Origin of the sequence: Arthrobacter sp. 18067, assembly GCF_902706295.1 — a bacterium.
In the GTDB taxonomy this organism is placed as follows: domain Bacteria; phylum Actinomycetota; class Actinomycetes; order Actinomycetales; family Micrococcaceae; genus Arthrobacter.
In genome coordinates this window covers 1-17,106 of record NZ_CACSJJ010000022.1, presented here as the reverse complement: position 1 = coordinate 17,106, position 17,106 = coordinate 1, and the positions used below count along the sequence as shown (strand labels likewise).

Annotated in this window: 13 protein-coding genes and 1 pseudogene; 9 read left to right on the top strand and 5 right to left on the bottom strand. The window is 60.6% G+C overall.

All coding sequences use genetic code 11. From position 1 onward, the window contains the following. The first annotated feature begins 104 nt into the window (after positions 1-104). Positions 105-269, top strand: coding sequence for an SPOR domain-containing protein (locus GVL04_RS19610; RefSeq protein WP_011774435.1), 165 nt, complete (start codon positions 105-107; stop codon positions 267-269). Here the strand turns inward: GVL04_RS19610 and panB are convergent. After that, a complete protein-coding gene (gene panB, locus GVL04_RS19605) occupies positions 266-1,171 on the bottom strand; it encodes a 3-methyl-2-oxobutanoate hydroxymethyltransferase (protein WP_159707643.1) in 906 nt (301 codons plus the stop codon). The two genes, GVL04_RS19610 and panB, sit on opposite strands and share 4 nt — an antisense overlap. A 190-nt stretch (positions 1,172-1,361) precedes the next feature. Here panB and glnA (GVL04_RS19600) point away from each other — a divergent pair, with 190 nt between their 5' ends. Then, positions 1,362-2,702 carry a type I glutamate--ammonia ligase gene (gene glnA, locus GVL04_RS19600; protein WP_090825698.1) on the top strand — a complete coding sequence of 447 codons (1,341 nt, stop codon included), beginning with the start codon at positions 1,362-1,364 and terminating at the stop codon, positions 2,700-2,702. Positions 2,703-2,711: 9 nt separating this feature from the next. Further along, positions 2,712-5,723 carry a bifunctional [glutamine synthetase] adenylyltransferase/[glutamine synthetase]-adenylyl-L-tyrosine phosphorylase gene (locus tag GVL04_RS19595; protein ID WP_159707641.1) on the top strand — a complete coding sequence of 1,004 codons (3,012 nt, stop codon included), beginning with the start codon at positions 2,712-2,714 and terminating at the stop codon, positions 5,721-5,723. Here the strand turns inward: GVL04_RS19595 and GVL04_RS19590 are convergent. Next, on the bottom strand, positions 5,720-7,207 hold the full coding sequence (locus tag GVL04_RS19590; protein ID WP_159707639.1) for an arylsulfatase: 1,488 nt from the start codon (positions 7,205-7,207) through the stop codon (positions 5,720-5,722). The genes GVL04_RS19595 and GVL04_RS19590 overlap by 4 nt on opposite strands. A gap of 61 nt (positions 7,208-7,268) precedes the next feature. Between GVL04_RS19590 and GVL04_RS19585 the strand changes: the two genes are divergently transcribed. Continuing rightward, the gene (locus GVL04_RS19585; protein ID WP_159707637.1) at positions 7,269-7,838 is read left to right on the top strand and encodes a GNAT family N-acetyltransferase; all 570 of its coding nucleotides are present in this window, start codon (positions 7,269-7,271) and stop codon (positions 7,836-7,838) included. A gap of 72 nt (positions 7,839-7,910) precedes the next feature. Next, positions 7,911-8,111: an AsnC family protein gene (locus GVL04_RS19580; RefSeq protein WP_235036368.1), complete on the top strand. Its 201-nt coding sequence runs from the start codon at positions 7,911-7,913 to the stop codon at positions 8,109-8,111. A gap of 712 nt (positions 8,112-8,823) precedes the next feature. On the opposite strand, the gene glnA (GVL04_RS19575) is transcribed toward GVL04_RS19580, so the two are convergent. Then, on the bottom strand, positions 8,824-10,248 hold the full coding sequence (gene glnA, locus GVL04_RS19575) for a type I glutamate--ammonia ligase (protein ID WP_159707633.1): 1,425 nt from the start codon (positions 10,246-10,248) through the stop codon (positions 8,824-8,826). A 322-nt stretch (positions 10,249-10,570) separates the two neighbouring features. On the opposite strand from glnA (GVL04_RS19575), the gene GVL04_RS19570 reads away from it, so the two are divergent. Next, positions 10,571-11,008 carry an RDD family protein gene (locus GVL04_RS19570; RefSeq protein ID WP_159707631.1) on the top strand — a complete coding sequence of 146 codons (438 nt, stop codon included), beginning with the start codon at positions 10,571-10,573 and terminating at the stop codon, positions 11,006-11,008. Positions 11,009-11,093: 85 nt separating this feature from the next. Here the strand turns inward: GVL04_RS19570 and GVL04_RS19565 are convergent, their stop codons facing one another. Beyond that, the gene (locus GVL04_RS19565) at positions 11,094-11,855 is read right to left on the bottom strand and encodes a DUF4191 domain-containing protein (RefSeq protein ID WP_159707629.1); all 762 of its coding nucleotides are present in this window, start codon (positions 11,853-11,855) and stop codon (positions 11,094-11,096) included. Positions 11,856-12,168: 313 nt separating this feature from the next. Between GVL04_RS19565 and GVL04_RS19560 the strand changes: the two genes are divergently transcribed. The 3 genes from GVL04_RS19560 to GVL04_RS19550 are packed head-to-tail and all read left to right on the top strand — an operon-like array spanning position 12,169 to position 16,926. After that, complete coding sequence (locus GVL04_RS19560; RefSeq protein ID WP_159707627.1) at positions 12,169-14,193, top strand: CDP-glycerol glycerophosphotransferase family protein; 2,025 nt, start codon at positions 12,169-12,171, stop codon at positions 14,191-14,193. Further along, complete coding sequence (locus GVL04_RS19555; RefSeq protein ID WP_159707625.1) at positions 14,193-16,085, top strand: hypothetical protein; 1,893 nt, start codon at positions 14,193-14,195, stop codon at positions 16,083-16,085. The genes GVL04_RS19560 and GVL04_RS19555 overlap by 1 nt, the downstream gene beginning before the upstream one ends. Beyond that, the gene (locus GVL04_RS19550) at positions 16,069-16,926 is read left to right on the top strand and encodes a hypothetical protein (RefSeq protein ID WP_159707623.1); all 858 of its coding nucleotides are present in this window, start codon (positions 16,069-16,071) and stop codon (positions 16,924-16,926) included. The genes GVL04_RS19555 and GVL04_RS19550 overlap by 17 nt, the downstream gene beginning before the upstream one ends. 53 nt (positions 16,927-16,979) lie before the next feature. Here GVL04_RS19550 and GVL04_RS19545 read toward each other — a convergent pair. Next, positions 16,980-17,106: pseudogene (locus tag GVL04_RS19545) on the bottom strand (lipoyl synthase); the annotation flags it as partial.

Genomic DNA, 17,106 nt, shown 5'->3' with positions numbered 1-17,106 from the left:
TGATCATATAAGGCACACAAGAGACGTAAGTAACAAAGCGTGGCCCGGTTTCTGTGACCCCGCCAACGTTACGCGTCCACCGTACGAATGATGGAGGAGGAGACGTGACGGAGTACTGGTACAACGTCAAGACGCACGAGATCGAAGAGGACGCCATGTCTGATTGGACCCAGCTGATTGGCCCTTACAAAACCAGGGAAGAAGCCGAGCACGCCTTGGAGAAGGTTAAAGCGCGCAACGATGCCTGGGATGCCCAGGACGACGACTAGAAGGAATGTTCAGGGCCGGGAAATTGCCCGGACCTGACGTCCTCACCGTAGGCTGCGGCAGCATCGCTCAAGGTGGTGCGAAGGTCGGCGTACTGCTTGACGAACTTGGCCATCTTGCCGCCGCGCAATCCTGCCATGTCCTGCCATACGAGAACCTGTCCCGTAGTGCTGTTGCCGGCACCAATCCCCACCGTGGGGACCCGCAATGCGGCATCGACGGCGGCAGCAGTTGTCGCTGGAACCATCTCCATCAGCACGCTGAATGCGCCGGCGTCCTGAAGGGCAACTGCGTCATCGATGAGGCGTTGTGCGTCGTCTCCGCGACCCTGGACGCGGTAACCACCGAGGGAGTGTTCGCTTTGCGGGGTGAAGCCAATGTGGGCCATGACCGGGATGCCGGCCTGAACCATGGCTTTGACTGTGTCCGCGTAGTAAGCGGAGCCCTCGATCTTGACGGCGTGTGCCAGCCCTTCTTTGAGGAACCGGACACCGGTGGCAACCGCCTGTCCGGGCGAAACTTCGTAGCTGCCGAACGGAAGGTCGGCCACGATCAGGGCCCGCTTGGCTGCCCGGCTCACTGCCCGCGTCAGGGGCAGGAGCTCGTCCACAGTGACGGGAAGGCTCGTCTCGTTGCCGAAGACGTTGTTGGATGCCGAGTCGCCAACCAGGAGGACTTCGATTCCGGCTTGGTCGAAAATTTCCGCGGTGTACTGCTCATAGGCAGTCAGCATGGCAAAGCGCCCGCCGTTGTCCTTGGCTTGCTGAAGGTGGTGAATCCTGACCCGGCTGATCGGCTTCCTGCCGTCCGCCGGGGGCGTCGCAGCGGAGGCAGCAGGACCTGTTCCGTAGGGTGCGGGAACTTCGGCGGGCGTGGTGGACTCAGGAAGGTTGCTCGGGGCCATGGGTAGAGCCTAAGCGGTGCCGGGGGCACCTGCCACCAGTGTGCCCGGCGTCACGGAATGTAAACGCTGTGTTACGGGCAAGTACTGCTGCGGCATTAGCACCGAACTCTTAGTAGAGTGAAGGCTGAGTTGTCGTGGCTTCACAACATTGGAACCAGCGGCATGGACACTGAATCGGAAAAGAGGCCCTATGGACCGCCAGCAAGAGTTCGTTCTGCGGACGATCGAAGAGCGTGACGTGCGCTTCGTACGCTTGTGGTTCACCGACGTCGTGGGTTCGCTCAAATCGGTGGCACTTGCCCCTGCCGAGGTTGAAGGTGCTTTCGAAGAGGGCCTTGGCTTCGACGGTTCCGCAATCGAGGGCCTTGCCCGCGTGTTCGAGTCCGATATGCTCGCCCAGCCGGACCCGTCGACGTTCCAGATCCTGCCTTGGCGCGGTGAGACGGAACAGACGTCCAGGATGTTCTGCGACATCCTGACTCCCGACGGTGAGCCCTCCGCTGCAGACCCCCGCAACGTCCTCAAGCGGACCCTCGCCAAGGCCGCGGACATGGGTTTCACCTGCTACACCCACCCCGAGATCGAGTTCTATCTGCTCAAGTCCAAGGATCTCGGACCCGATGGCTCCCCGGTTCCCGTCGACGAGGGTGGCTACTTCGACCACGTTCCCGGTGGCGTTGCCCAGGACTTCCGCCGCACTGCCGTCACCATGCTTGAATCCGTAGGCATCTCCGTGGAGTTCAGCCACCATGAAGGCGGCCCCGGCCAGAACGAGATCGACCTCCGTTACGCCGATGCCCTGCAGACCGCGGACAACATCATGACGTTCCGCACCGTCATAAAGGAAGTCGCCCTCCAGCAAGGCACCTACGCGACGTTCATGCCCAAGCCGTTCACGGACCACCCCGGTTCGGGCATGCACACCCACTTCTCCTTGTTCGAGGGCGACACCAACGCGTTCTTCGAAGCAGGAGCCGAGTTCCAGCTGTCCAAGACGGCACGCCAGTTCATCGCTGGAATCCTGAAGCACGCGCCGGAATTCACGGCCGTCACCAACCAGTTCGTGAACTCCTACAAGCGGCTTTGGGGTGGCGGCGAGGCACCGAGCTACCTGAGCTGGGGCCACAACAACCGCTCCGCACTTGTCCGGGTTCCGCTCTACAAGCCCGGCAAGGGCCAGTCGGCCCGCATCGAGTACCGTGGCATCGACTCCGCCACCAACCCGTACCTCGCATATGCCGTCCTGCTGGGCGCCGGATTGAAGGGCATCGAGGAAGGCTACGAACTTCCCGCTGCTGCCGAGGACGACATCTGGTCGCTGACTACCGCGGAGCGCAAGGCCATGGGACACGCACCCCTGCCGGCCAGCCTTCACGACGCCATCCGTGCAATGGAGGAATCCGAGCTCGTAGCTGAAATCCTGGGCGAGCAGGTGTTCGAGCACTTCCTGCGCAACAAGCGTGCGGAATGGCAGGACTACCGCCTCCAGGTCACGCCGTATGAGTTGCAGCGCAACCTCGGCATTCTGTAGGCAGGGCCAGTGAGCCTTGCACGTCGGCTCATCTCAGCCGGATTCAGTGACCTCGAAAAAGGCGAACGCTTCCTTGCCGCCCCTGAACTTGAGGGGATTGACGAGGACGCACTGTTTGCCGGACTGTCCATGTCGGCCAGCCCGGATACAGCCCTGCAATCACTGGTGCGGCTCATGGAGAAGAATCCAGAGCTGAAGAAACTGGCCGCGGCCGATCAGGACTCCAGCGAGCCCATGTACCGCCTGCTGGGAGCCTCCGAGGCACTGGGGGAGTTCCTCATGCGTCGGCCGGAGCATCTTGATGTCTTCGATGTCCGGGTCAGTCCGGAGCCTCTTCAGGCCTCCAACGAGGAGCTCCGGGCAACGCTTCTCCGCTCGGTAAAAGCTGAACCGGGCGCGCAGCGACCGGTCGCCGGAATCACCGGAATGCCGGCTTACGCGGCGTTGCGGACCGCTTACCGCCGGGGACTGACTGAGCTGGCCATCAAGGACCTTTGTGCGGCCTCGCCCCAGGACTTCATGCCGGCCGTCGGAGCGGAGCTGGCCGATCTCGCAGGAGCGGCCATCGAGGCTGCCCTTGCGGTATCCCGGGCCGAAGCGGCAGTTCAGTACGCTGCTGAGGAAATCGCCGACGTCGGGCTCGCCGTCATCGGCATGGGCAAATGCGGTGCCCGCGAACTGAACTACATTTCCGACGTCGATGTCATCTACGTCATCGAAGCGGGGGAGCTGGAGGACGCACGCGCCTCCACTATCGGCACAGCGCTTGCTTCAGGGATTTCGCGGGCGATCTCTTCCTCCGCACCTGAACCCGGGCTGTGGGAGGTGGATGCAAACCTGCGTCCGGAAGGCAAGTCAGGGCCGTTGGTCCGTACGCTGCCTTCGCACCTGAGCTATTACGCGCGCTGGGCTGAAAGCTGGGAGTTCCAAGCGCTGCTCAAGGCCCGGACCATTGCAGGCGACCGGGAGCTGGGGCAGCGTTACGAGAAGGCAGTGGAGCCGCTCGTTTGGGCTTCCGCAGGGCGCGAGGGCTTCGTTGAGTCCGTGCAGGCTATGCGCCGCAGGGTGACAGATTACATTCCCGCGGCCGAGGAGCAGCGCCAGATCAAATTGGGTCGCGGTGGCCTTCGCGACGTCGAGTTCACGGTGCAGTTGCTGCAGCTTGTTCATGGCAAATCCGACGAATCCCTTCGGTGCAGGGATACCACCTCAGCCATTGCGGCTCTTTCCGCCGGAGGTTACATCGGCCGTGCGGACGCTGCCGCCTTCGATAACGCCTACCGCTACCTGCGCCTGCTGGAACATCGGATCCAGCTTTTCCAGCTTCGGCGTACCCACCTCATGCCCGCGACCGAGGATGCACAACGGTTCCTTGCCAAAGCCGTCCTGGGGCCTTTTTCGCTGGAGCGGCCCCATCCGGACCAACTTATGGGGACGTGGCAAAAAACTAAGAAATCCGTGCGCGAATTGCACGAGCGGATCTTCTACAGGCCGCTGCTCAATACAGCGGCCATGCTGAGCAGCGAGGATGCCAAACTCAGCCCCGAGGCAGCGCAGGGGCGCCTCGCCGCGCTTGGTTACCAGGATCCGCAAGGCGCCATGCGGCACATCGAGGCGCTGACAGCGGGTGTCAGCCGCCGTGCGGCGTTGCAGCGCCAGTTGCTTCCCATCCTGCTGGGCTGGCTCGCCGAAGGCGTAGACCCCGACGCCGGATTGCTCGCCTTCCGTAGGGTCAGCGAGGCGCTTGGGACCACGCACTGGTATCTGGGGTTGCTTCGGGATTCCCAGGCCGCTGCGGAACGCCTGTGCCAGGTACTGGCCAACTCGCGGCTTATTTCGGACCTGTTGGAGGTATCTCCGGAGTCCGTAGCGTGGTTGGGCAGCGACAAAGAACTGGTACCCATCCGCTTCGAGGCCCAGTGGCAGGAAATCCAGTCCAAGCTTTCCCGCCATCCGGAACCCGAAAGTGCCATGCGGCTGATCCGGCTGATCCGGCGACGCGAAATCCTGCGGACCGCAATCGCGGACAGCTCCGGCTTGCTCGATCAGGATGCAGTGGGACTCGCCTTGGCCGAGACCGATCGGGCTGCGGTCCTGGGGGCATTACATGTGGCGGAATCCGTCATTGCCTCCGATGGTCCGCTGAAAACCGACGTCCTGGTTGTTGCCATGGGCCGGCAGGGCGGGCGCGAGATAGGGTACGGCTCGGACGCGGACGTCATCTACGTGCACCGCTCGCGGCCAGGATTCACCGACGCCGAGGCCCAGGAACAGGCGACGGCGATCGTTTCCAAAGTCTCCAGCTTCCTGACCCAGCCCCTCAAGCCCGCGATCATGGCCGAACGGGTCCTTATGGTCGACGCTGACCTTCGGCCCGAGGGTAAGAACGGCGCCATGGTCCGGTCCTTGGAGTCATACGCGGAGTACTACCGCAGGTGGTCCCTGATCTGGGAGGCCCAGGCACTTCTGCGGGCACGCCCCATGGCCGGTTCGGACGAGTTGGCCGCCGATTTCGTGAAACTCATTGATCCCATCCGATACCCCGAAGAGTTGGCCGAGCAGGATGTAAGGGAAGTCCGTCGCATCAAAGCCCGGGTGGAATCCGAACGCTTGCCGCGCGGGGCTGACCCTGCACGGCATGTCAAGCTTGGGCGCGGTGGACTGAGCGATGTTGAATGGCTGGTCCAGTTGATTCAGCTGCAGCACGCAGGGAAGCATCAGGAGCTTCGGACCAGTTCGACTCTTGAGGCATTGGCCGCCGCGGTGGAACTGGACTTCATCAGTGAAGACGACGCTGCGCTCTTGCGGGAGGCATGGCGGCTCGCCAGCCGTATCCGCTCTGCGAACGTGATCGTGACGGGGCGGGCATCCGACCTTCTCCCGTCGTCACGCAAGGACCTTGAGGCGGCAGCGCGTTGGTGCGGTTACGCTCCGGGACATGCGGGCCAGTTCGAAGAGGACTACTTGAGGCTAAGTCGCCGCGCCAGGGGAGTCTTCGAGAAGATCTTCTACGGAAACTAGGCGTCGGACATGGCCGTGGCGGCCTTTTCCCGGGCATGCTGCAACATGGCAACAACAGGCACCCCCGTCACGAGCGAGCCGTTAACTACGTAGCCTTCTTCGCGGCCCGTTAACGCTTCCACCATCCGTTCGCGCCAGAATTGCAGTTCCACTTCACTGGCCGGGTCTTCGGCGAGGTTTGTGCACTCTTGGGGATCGGCGTCGAGGTTGAAGAGTTCTTCGGTCCCCTTGCCGGATCCCCAGATGTATTTGTGGTGGCCGTCGGTCAACCAATGCAGGTTCTGTCCCCAGTACACGTGTTCGCCATGCAGGACTTCCCGGACTGCTTCGGTGCTATGGCCCCGGACCAGTGGTGCAAGGGTCTTTCCATCTACGGAGTCCGGGATGGGCAGCCCGGCAAGGTCCAGCAGCGTGGGCATGATGTCCCGGAGTTCCACTACGTGGTCCACCACAGTTCCACGGGCTGAGTCCTTGGCTGCGGGTGCATTGGCGATGATGAATGGTACGCGGGCTGATCCATCGTAGGGGACGGCCTTGCGGAACATGTGGTGATCGCCCATCATTTCACCGTGGTCGCTGGTAAAGGCGATGACGGTGTTGTCAGCAAGGCCGAAGTCCGCCAACGACTCTTTGATCCGGTTGATCTGCAGGTCGATCTGCGCCATCAGGCCGTAGTATCCCGCCCTGGCCCGGTGGACCACCTGATCCGGCATCCTCCCGTAGCTGGCCTGGTAATCGCCATCCTGCCGGTGGTCGTCCCAGTGATGTTCCCAATTGCCTTCCACAGCTTCATAAGCCGGGATGTTGAGGTACTGCTCAAAAGCCCACGACGGCGGATCGTACGGCGGGTGGGGGCGGTGGAAGGAAAGGTAGAGGAAGAATGGCTTCACGGGATCGCGTCGGTGCATCCATTCGATGGCCTGGGTACCTATCCAGTGTGTCGGATGCAGGTTCTCCGCCTTGTCCCACGGGCGGGCGACTATTGAATTGCAGTTGACGCCGTGGTCGAAGTATTCCGCGTCCGGACCCATGCCGGGTTGCCGCCGAAGCCACGGGACGTAGTCGTCGAACATGGCAAAGTGCTGCTGGTGTTCCCGCCGGGCGTGATGCAGGTAGCCATCGTGCAGGATGACGTCATCGAAGCCCAGCCGGGAGCGTTCCGGCCACACATGCATCTTGCCGATGGCCTGTGTGTGGTAGCCGCCTTTTCGGAACTCGTCCTGTATTGTCACCGGGTGGACTGCGTGAAACGGCACGCCGTCGTTGTACCCGACCCGGCCGTGCCGTTCCTGCGATTGACCGGTGAATAATGCAGCACGGGCAGGAACACAGGACGGCGTAGCAGAATAGCCCTTGGAAAACCGGACACCGTTCCGGGCCAACTCGTCGAGGTGGGGCGTCTCCAGGTGGGGATGGCCGTCCGAGGAAAGGCAGTCACCCCTCCATTCATCGACACAGATCAGTATGACGTTCGGCTGGCTCATCGCGGAGGTTCCTTCGACGTAGGGAACTGTTGTGACAACCTTAGTAGGAAGATGCCCTGCAATGCTTGAATATGACTCAGGTGAAGAGTTTTCGATCATCATTGATCAGATCGACGTAGGTGACGTATGGCTTATCCCGCTCAAACTTCTGGACCATGACTCGCGCGCCATTCACCTTGGGGCGGTGGCTACGCTGTCCGTGGAGGAGGGGCAGCGTGAGTTCGTCGGCGACCCACTCCGCATGATGCTGATCGGCTTGGAGGAAGAATTTCGGCTGCCGTATGTCGTTGAGTCCGGGGGAGTGGCCGTTGGCGTACTGACCCTCCAGTCCGGCGCTGCGAAACTGGCCGGGTGGCCTGACGACAATTCTGCATGGCTTCTCAGGGGGTTCCTCATCGACTCAGGAAGCCAAGGGCGAGGCCTCGGCACAAGGGCGGCACGCGCGGCAGTGGAGGAAGCGCGCAAGCTGACGGCCCGGCTGGGTGGCGGCCAGGCCGGCGTCGTGCTCTCCGTCAACGAACGCAATCCGGCGGGCCAGGCCGCCTATCGCAGAGCCGGATTCGTGGACGCGGGTCGGTATCAGGGTGGGAGTTCCGGTCCGCAGCGAATCATGCACAAGGCTTTCGCCTAACGATGGCCGCGTCAACTTTGGTTGACGAGACTTCCGGCGTCAACTATTGTTGACGACATGGAGGTGGACCGAATGAAAACGCTGGTGGGATCAATGGGTGAAATGGGGCCGGCCGAAGCACTCTATGCCGTGGCGGAGCTGCAGAAAGAAGTGGGTCGGCGGGAGGCTTCCCTGGTGCGGGCGGCGCGCCAGTCAGGCCTGTCGTGGGAGGCCATAGCTCTTTGCCTCGGCGTCAGCAAGCAGGCCGTGCACAAGAAGTATGGAAAGCAGTAGAAGGGGTCTATTCCCCGGCGGGCGCTGTCGATTACGATTCTCCCGTGACAATCATGGTGGATTCGGACGGTGCCGCTTTCTCCAATGTGTGCTGCTTCCGCTGTGAGCAGGCGGGGCCTCACTGGTCCTCGCGGCATGGCCGCGCCGGCACTTTTGCCTGTCGACGTTGCTTTGCCACCTTCTCAGACCACGAACCTGGGGCGGGCCTTGGGGGAATCGATAGCCATGGTTCGGCATCCGCTGAGGGGCTACGATTCCTCGAATCCAAGTAGTCGGGGCGTCCGGCAGCCGAAAAAACGAGTACACGCTACTCGTGCCCCCTCCAGTGCCGCGAGGGCAGCATTGTCGGTATGACAACGTATGTGATTGAACCAGCGGCCCTGCTCCATCGCTGCCAGTGCTGCGGTGAAGAAACAGACCGGGTGTTTTGTGCTGACTGCGCAGCGCCGGAAGTAACCGGTCAAACACCCAGAACCAAACACTGACCGCTCAAGCTGGTCCGGCGTAGGCAGTGTGCCCGGTGGTCCATTGGACCGGCGCCACGTGGGTCGGTCATTGAGCTTTCAGCCCAATGACTTCGTCTGAAGGATGATGCGACCTTCATGGAGCACAAGGTCTACTTCCGGCTGGACCCGTTGGGCATCGCAGACAAAAAGGCCATCCCCGGTCCATATGGATCGGGGATGGCCTTTTGATAACGCAGCGTTGGTGCTTAGACGCCGTAGTAGAGCTCGAACTCGTACGGGTTCGGGCGCAGTGACAGCGGGCGGATCTCATTCTCGTACTTGTAGTCGATCCAAGTATCGATGAGGTCCTGGGTGAAGACGCCGCCGGCCTGCAGGAACTCGTTGTCCTCGCGAAGGGCCTCGAGTGCCTCTTCCAGGGAGCCCGGAGCCTTGGGGATATCCTTGGCTTCTTCGGCGGGGAGCTCGTAGAGGTCCTTGTCGATCGGAGCCGGCGGTTCAATGCGGTTGCGGATGCCGTCGATGCCGGCCATCAGCTGGGCAGCAAACGCCAGGTAAGGGTTGGAGGAAGGGTCCGGAGCGCGGAATTCAATGCGCTTGGCCTTCGGGTTGGTGCCCGTGATCGGGATACGGATACCGGCGGAGCGGTTGCCCTGCGAGTAGACCATGTTCACGGGGGCTTCGAAGCCCTTGACCAGGCGGCGGTAGGAGTTCACCGTCGGGTTGGTGAAGGCCAGAACTGCCGAAGAGTGCTTCAGCAGGCCGCCAATGTACCAGCGTGCGGTGTCCGAGAGGCCTGCGTAGCCCTTCTCGTCGTAGAACAGCGGGTCGCCGTTGCTCCACAGGGACTGGTGGCAGTGCATGCCCGAACCGTTGTCACCGAAGACCGGCTTCGGCATAAACGTGACGGACTTGCCCCAGGCGTCAGCGGTGTTCTTGATGACGTACTTGAACTTCTGCAGGTCATCGGCAGCTGCGGTCAGGGTGGTGAACTTGTAGTTGATCTCGGCCTGGCCGGCAGATCCAACTTCGTGGTGGGAGCGCTCGACCTCAAGGCCGGCCTTGTCCAGCTCGACACACATGGCGTCGCGAAGGTCAGCCTGCTTGTCGGTGGGGGAGACCGGGAAGTAACCGCCCTTGATGGGGGTCTTGTAACCGAGGTTTCCGCCTTCTTCCTTGCGGCCGGTGTTCCAGTGTGCTTCCTCGGAATCGATCTTGTAGAAGCTGCCCTGCGGGGAGGACTCGTACTGGATGTTGTCGAAGACGAAGAACTCGGCTTCCGGAGCGAAGAATGCGGTGTCGGCAATACCGGTCGATGCCAGGTACGCTTCAGCCTTCTCAGCCACGCCGCGGGGGTCGCGGTGGTAAGGGTCTCCGGTGCGCGGGTTCACGATGGAGAAGTTCAATGCGAGCGTCTTCTCGATGCGGAACGTGTCGATGAAGGCCGAGGTCACATCCGGGATGAGCTGCATGTCGGACTCAGCGATGCCCTGGAAGCCGCGGATGGAAGACCCATCGAAAAGCTGACCATTGACGAAGAAGTCGAGGTCAACGCTCTTGGCCGGCACATTGAAGTGCTGCTGGACACCAGGAAGGTCGGTGAAGCGGATATCGACGAATTTGACGTCTTCGTCTTTGATGAACTTGAGGACTTCGTCCGCAGTCTTGAACATCTATGCTCCTTATGCATATCAAGTAACAGGCCCGGAAGGCCGCGTGGTGCAGCCCATACCAAAGCTCCGGAGACACAAAAGGTCCCCTTGCCATGGTGGCTGGCAACTCATACCACCTTAGGGAGATGGGATTTCCCGGGGGTGTCAGTATTGTTTCCGGCAGGTTACAGAATCATCTGTTGTGTAAACGGTAGTCGGCTTTCCTGTGTCTGGTCCAAGCCGGTCCGATGGGCGAACACTGCGCGCGTCCCAAGGGCGCTGGCTGCCGGCGCCTGTTTGCGGTGAGTCGGACAGCAGGCAGGCCAGCCGTTAGGCTTGAGGTGTGGTTGATCGAAAAGACATTGGCTCCTGGTTGAGCGGTCCGGACACATCCGGAATCTCCAAATATCCCGGCGAACGACTTGGCCTTCCTGAGTCTGGCCCCGGCTCCATTGCACGGGCTGGTCGCCGCATCCTGGGCATCATGGTGGATTGGACGATCGCACTGGTGATCAGCAACTTTGCCTTCGGCGGAAACCAGTGGGCTACGCTCGCCATTTTCGCTGCGGAACAGATTCTTTTGATTGGCACCCTGGGCTACAGCATCGGGCACAGGATCGCGGGTATCCATGTGGTCCGGTTGGGCGGCGGCCCGGCAGGCCCGGTGGCTGCAGTGGTGCGGACACTCCTCCTGTGCCTGGTCATTCCGGCCGTCGTGTTCGATCCCGATCAACGAGGCCTGCATGACAAAGCCATGAACACGATTCTTATCCGGATGTAGCGTCCTTTGTCCACACACCAAGCACGGCAAACAGAAACCGCCCCTCCTCTGTATGAGAGGAGGGGCGGTTTTTTCGTTATGGGCGTCAGCGTCCGCGTGCTGCCTTGCGGTCCGGGCGGGCCTTGTAGGGGTCAATGCCCTTGGGGATGGGGAGGCGGTTACCCAGGGAGTTGATGCGCTTGCTGACAGCGTTGACTTCGATCTTGGTGAGCTCCTTCTTGAGCTTGCCCATGGTCTTGGCCAGTTTGTTCAGCGGCACCTGTCCCTCTCCGCGGCCTGATTCGAGAACGTGGATGGTGACGTTCGGGAGAATCCGGGCCAAGCGCTTGCGCTCTGCATCCACGAGGGGCTTGACACGGTGCGTCGGTCCTTCGCTCACCAGGACCACGCCGGCTCGGCCAATGGCCATGAACACCGCGTCCTGAGTGCGTGGATTGACGGCCACAGGCTGGTCCTGTGTGACCCAACCGCGGCGGAGGGTTCCCAACGCTGCACCTGAGGCGCCTGGCTGGTTTTCAATTTGCGCGAAAGCCGCCTTTTCCGCGCGGCGGGAAAGAATGAACACCGCGGCCAACAGGCCAAGGGGAATACCAATGATCAGGCCGGTGACCCAGTTTTCCAGGAGGAAGCCGATGAGGAAGGCCACGGCCACGACGGCAAGGAAGGCGAGCACCATGATCCACACGACCTGAGGATCGTTCCGCCGCGTCATCTTGAAGACTTCAGCGATCTGCTTCAGCTGGCTAGGCTTCTTTGCCTTGGCTTCCTTGGGCTTGCGCTGGAACAGCCCACGCTTGGGTGCGTCGGCCGAGGGGGTCGATTTGCTGGAATCAGGGGAGTTCGCCATAGTGCCTCAATTCTACGTGATGTACGCCCGGACACTGGACGCGTTGCTCAATGCCATCGGGCCGCGGTGGCAGGAGTTCGACCTCACTACGGGAGTTGCCGGCAGGGAATCCAAAGTGATGGTGATTCTTTTTTTGATTTCCCGTCATGATTCCGCCCCGTGCGGCACTTGCCTTTAGTGAGTCCCCTCGCGCCGAAGACTCGATCCTGTGTGCCACTAATTGCTTCGGCGATGCGCACCCTTCGTTGAGGAAACCAGTTGGGGTCCTCCCCCTCAGCGCGCCTTCTACACGTTCGACCCCCATAGGAACCAAATGCCCGATTTGCCGCCACTGCTCACTATCGTCCTTGAGGAAACCGGACAGCTTGATCGCGAGTCAGCCATGTATCGACGCCTGATAGCGGCTCGTTTGCGCCTTGAGTCGCAATTTGCCGTCCTCCACATAGGGGAGCCGCTGACGACGGCTGTCATCGCAAGGCTTTGCCAGGAGATCGGAAGCAAGTACGTCATCTTCATGCGGACCTCCCATCTGCTGTCCGCGAATTACGTCGCTACCCTCTTCGAATACCTCAAGACGCGGACGGTTTATCTCGCTGAGCCCGTGATTTACACCGGAGCTATCCCGAAAAACGTTGCCGGAACCAAGATCGACGACGCCTACCACTATGGCCGGGATACCGACGTCTTTGGCAGCGCATACAACACGAGGAGATTGTCCGACGCGCTGGAGGCACTGGGGGATTTGGATCGCTCGGCCATCTACACCAGCTACCGGATGTACTGGTCCATAGCAAAGGTCAGGCAACTGACCACGGGCTTCTCCATGGCATCGGACACCAAGGCAGCGACAGGACTCCAGATTTCTGGAGACGCAAGCCGCTTGATGCCCGTGATCCCCGTTGAATCAAAGGAAATCAGGCTACAGGTCCTGCGCTACGTTGTCCTCTTCCTCCGAGGCATGCGGGGACAGAAAGCTACATCCGTCAGCTTGAGCCATCTCCGGGATCTGATTCGCAGTTTCGAACTGATTGAGCTGCTGGGAATGGCGGAACCGCTGCAACCATTCGAGGCGGCCTGGATCCGCTGGCTGGATGAACCCGCCGCCAACCAACAGTTCTACAAGCAACTAAGCGACAAGGACGCGTACTTGGTGTTCCGGCAAAAAACGGAAAGCGCCGAAATCGAGTTGCCCCTGTACGAGTTGCTCTTCCACGAAGAGATTCTCACGATTGGAAAGTGCTATCTGGCACGCAACCTCAGGTCCGGCCACGCCAGGCCCGGCAGCTACAACTTCTACAACCGGAGGATCAATCCTTCCTCCACGATTTTGTTCTTCGACCGGCCTCTTCAAGCCGACGACAATGCCGAGCACCTCTACGAGTACTTCACAACCAAGCATCCCGAATTCAGCAACACGTACTTCGCTATCAACCCCAAGTCGCCTGATTGGGCACGGCTCGAGGCCAAGGGCTTCAAGCTGATCTCCATCTTCACGAAGGAGTTCTACGAGAAATTCCTGGTTTCGGACCTCGTGGTGTCTTCACAGATCTACAACATCAGATACAGGGGAAAGTCGTTCGCCAACTCCCGCTTTGTCTACCTCCAGCATGGCATCCAGCTCAATGACATGTCCGATTGGGTTCTCTCCAAGTACTTCGACGTCTTCATAGCGACGGGCCGGATCGAAGCAGACTACATGAGCAAGCTGGCACCGGTGGAGACCCTGAACTCCGGCCTGCCCCGTTACGAGTCCTTGTCCCGCGACGAGCACGGAGGGCAGCATCTCCTTTTCATGCCCACGTGGCGGTTCAACCTGCATCAGTCATCGTCGGAGCACTTTGCCCAGTCCGCGTACTTCCGTGCCATTGACAAGCTGCTTTCGGATCCCGGGCTGCTGAAATTCCTCGAGGATACGGACCGCATCATGCACGTAAAACTCCACCCCAATGTGGAAAAGCGCGCCAGCCAGTTCAGGTTCTCAGAACGGGTTGTGAAGTCTGAACTGAGTTACCGGGAGGCCATACGGTCCGCTGAACTGGTCCTGACGGATTACAGCTCTGCCGCCCTTGACGCTGCCTTCGTAGGGACCCCCATCGCGTACTACCACTGGGACGCGGCCGATTTCTTCAGGGATCAGCCCTACGAAAGCCGCGTGGACTATGTCGACGACGGCCTGGGTCCCGTGTTCAGCGAGCACTCCGAGGTGGTGGACCACATTGTCCAGGAAAGGTTTGCCGTTCCCGATCCACGGTTCATGCACCGGCGCGAACGCTTCTTCGAGGGCGTGGATCCGGCACGCATCAACGAAAAAATTGTGGAAAGGATGTTGAGTCTCTGATGACGTTGATACACGGATTCAAACGGACCATCACGGAAGCGGGCCGCGTGGCTGCCTACTCGCCGGCCGGATCGGAGTTCGCCAGGGCGCTGTTGGCATCCCGCACTGATTCGCCACTGCGAAGGCTCATCAAAGCAAGGGGCTTGGAGGGGAAGATACGCCGGATCGCCTCTGAAAGCCTCCCGCAGGGTATGTACTTTGCAAAACTGACCATCAATGATTGGGAGCGGTGGAAGGGTAAGCAGTTCCGACTCTTCCAGGATGGCAAAGTGGTCTACGGAAACATGGTTGAGCCGCCGGCGCGGGGCTTCCCGCTTGAGTACCGCAACATCATGGTCACTTCGGACGACATCTCCCGCTTCGCCGTAGATATCGACGCCCCCTATGAGTTGAAGATCGGACGAGGGGCCGTCACCACGCCGCAGCAGCTCAAATACGATGACCAGTACGGAGTGGAGCAGCACGGCGACGTCTTCTACTCCTTGCGTGGCAATACAACCAACCCGAAGAAGATGCTCATCACCTTTCCGGGGTTTGGTCCCTCAACCACCCGGATTTCATACGCGGTGAGTTACCTCAAGGACCTCACGGATACGGATCTGCAGGACACCATGATGGTCTGCTTCCAGGACCGCTACCTGGTTGCCGGTTCGTACATGATGGTAGACAACGCGGGGAGGCTGCTTTACGACCGCGTTGTTGGAGCAATTGAAGGGCTTCGGAGCCGTTTCCACATCGATCAGGCGGGAATGCTGTTCTTCGGCGCTTCCAAGGGCGGCACGATCGCCATCCAGTACGCCAAGGACTATCCCGGCGCCGGCTTGCTGCTTGCAGTGCCGCAAATGAACCTGCCCTATTACTTCAGCAAGCCGTTCTTCAAGGACAACCTCTTTCGGAACCAAGCCTTGCGGAATACGGAACAACCAGAGGACCGACTCCGCGGATATTTCGCGGAAGGACGCAAAATAGACTACTTCTATACGAATTCGGACGAGCTCAGCAACCACTCGCTGATCGAGCTGGTTAGCGACGTAGCCAACCTTTCCAAGTACCGCATCAACGGCCAGCATTCCGATGTTGCCCGGGCGGCTCTGCCTGCCATGCTGGGTATCATCCGGAGGTTCCTCAGCGGCCCGGTTCATGAACAGTTCGAGTGCGAAGAGATGCGCACCTTCCGCTATGGCCAGAACCTCCAAGTGCAAGTACGTGTAGATCCTGCTGCGTCCGGGGTGACCGGGGCCAACTGGTTCATAGGAGGAAGCGCGGGCAGAACACAGTTCCTGCAGCTAATGACTGAACACTCCTACGACTTCGTTAAATACACTGCCGGCGAGCAGAGCCTCTTTCCGGCCTACGATCCGATCAGCCAGCTCACACAACTGATCGCCATGGAAGCCAACGGCACCACATGGACCGGATCCTTGCCTGAACGCGTGAAACCTGGATCGCGGGTACCAAAACAGGAGCTGAGTTCCCAAACGCTGACTCTCCACGCGGAAACAGCGCGGGACTATGTGGTGCTTAACGACGATTCATTTGCCCGATTCCGCTATCGGTGCAGCGGCGTGGCCGCTGATGGCGACACCATGGAAATACACTTCGTGTCCGACGCCGAAGCGGACGTCGCAGGTATCGAGGACGGCAGCAGGCGGATTTCCTACAGGGCAGTGGTCCAACCCCTTGACGGCTGGTCCATGGCTGATCTTGTCGCCTTGCGATTCGTTGTCGCCGCAGGGGTTCAGCGCTTGCTGATCGTTGTCCACGACACCAACGACACCGACGACACCGACGACTCCGCAGCGTCCGAAGTCCTGTCCGCAGTGGAATGGGAAGACACCAGCATTGTCATCCGTGAATCAGAGGGGGCCAGCAGCTTTGCCGGACAGCACTAATTCGACAAGCAAAACCAAGGTAAACAAGATCCAGGTCATCCGCTCCTATGCGGACGTATCCGGTATTCAGGACAACGTGGTGCATCTACAGGACACGCCCGGCTCCGAATTCTCTTCATCCACCGTTGAATTCGCCGGAACCGGAAACGTCCTGTTCGTCGAGGACGGCACCCGGTTGCGGAATACGAGGCTGCGCTTCCTGGGGAACGATGCCGTCATCCACCTGCGAAAGTCCCATGGATTCCTCAGGTTGATTGCCACCGTGTTCGAAGAGTCCGTCTTCTATCTGGGACCAGGAGCAACGTTCACGTCGGAAGCGCGGGTTCTGCCTACCGAGCGCAAGCACGTGATCGTCGGCCGGGACGCAATGTTCTCGTCGCGGGTTGCTTTCAGAACAGCTGATCCCCATTTGATCTACTCCGTGGAAAGCCGCGAACGGGTAAACCCCAGCGATTCGATCTGGGTGGGGGACCACGTGTGGCTGGGGGAAGATACGCTTCTGCTCAAAGGCGCCAAGGTTGGTTCAGGCAGCATTCTTGCTGCCCGGGCCTTGATTACCAAGAAGATTCCGTCCAACTCGACGGCCGCGGGCGTGCCGGGCCGCATAGTCAGCAAGGGGATCTTCTGGACACGACCCTCCGTGCATGGCTACACCAAGGCCCAGACCGAGCAGAACCTTATCCATTCCGGTGATGATTTCGTCTTCGGCGCCGACGAGCACGTGGCCGACGTACACGGGCTTGAGCGCGAATTGGATGCGGCCACTTCCGGCATAGGAAGGGCGGCTTGGTGCTTCCAGCTGGATCAGATGGACGGCAAAAACCGCTTCTATATCGAGTGAATCAACTCAGCCGCGCCATCTGAGTGTTCGCGGCGCGGCTGAGCACCGGATTTCTAGCCGTGGGCGGCGAGGATGGTGGAGGCTTCCTGGCGGGTGGTGCCGGAGGACTCGATGTGGGCCAGGGCGGCCGGGATTTCCCAGCCCTTCTTCCGCATCGCGGTGGCCCAAAGACGCCCGGCC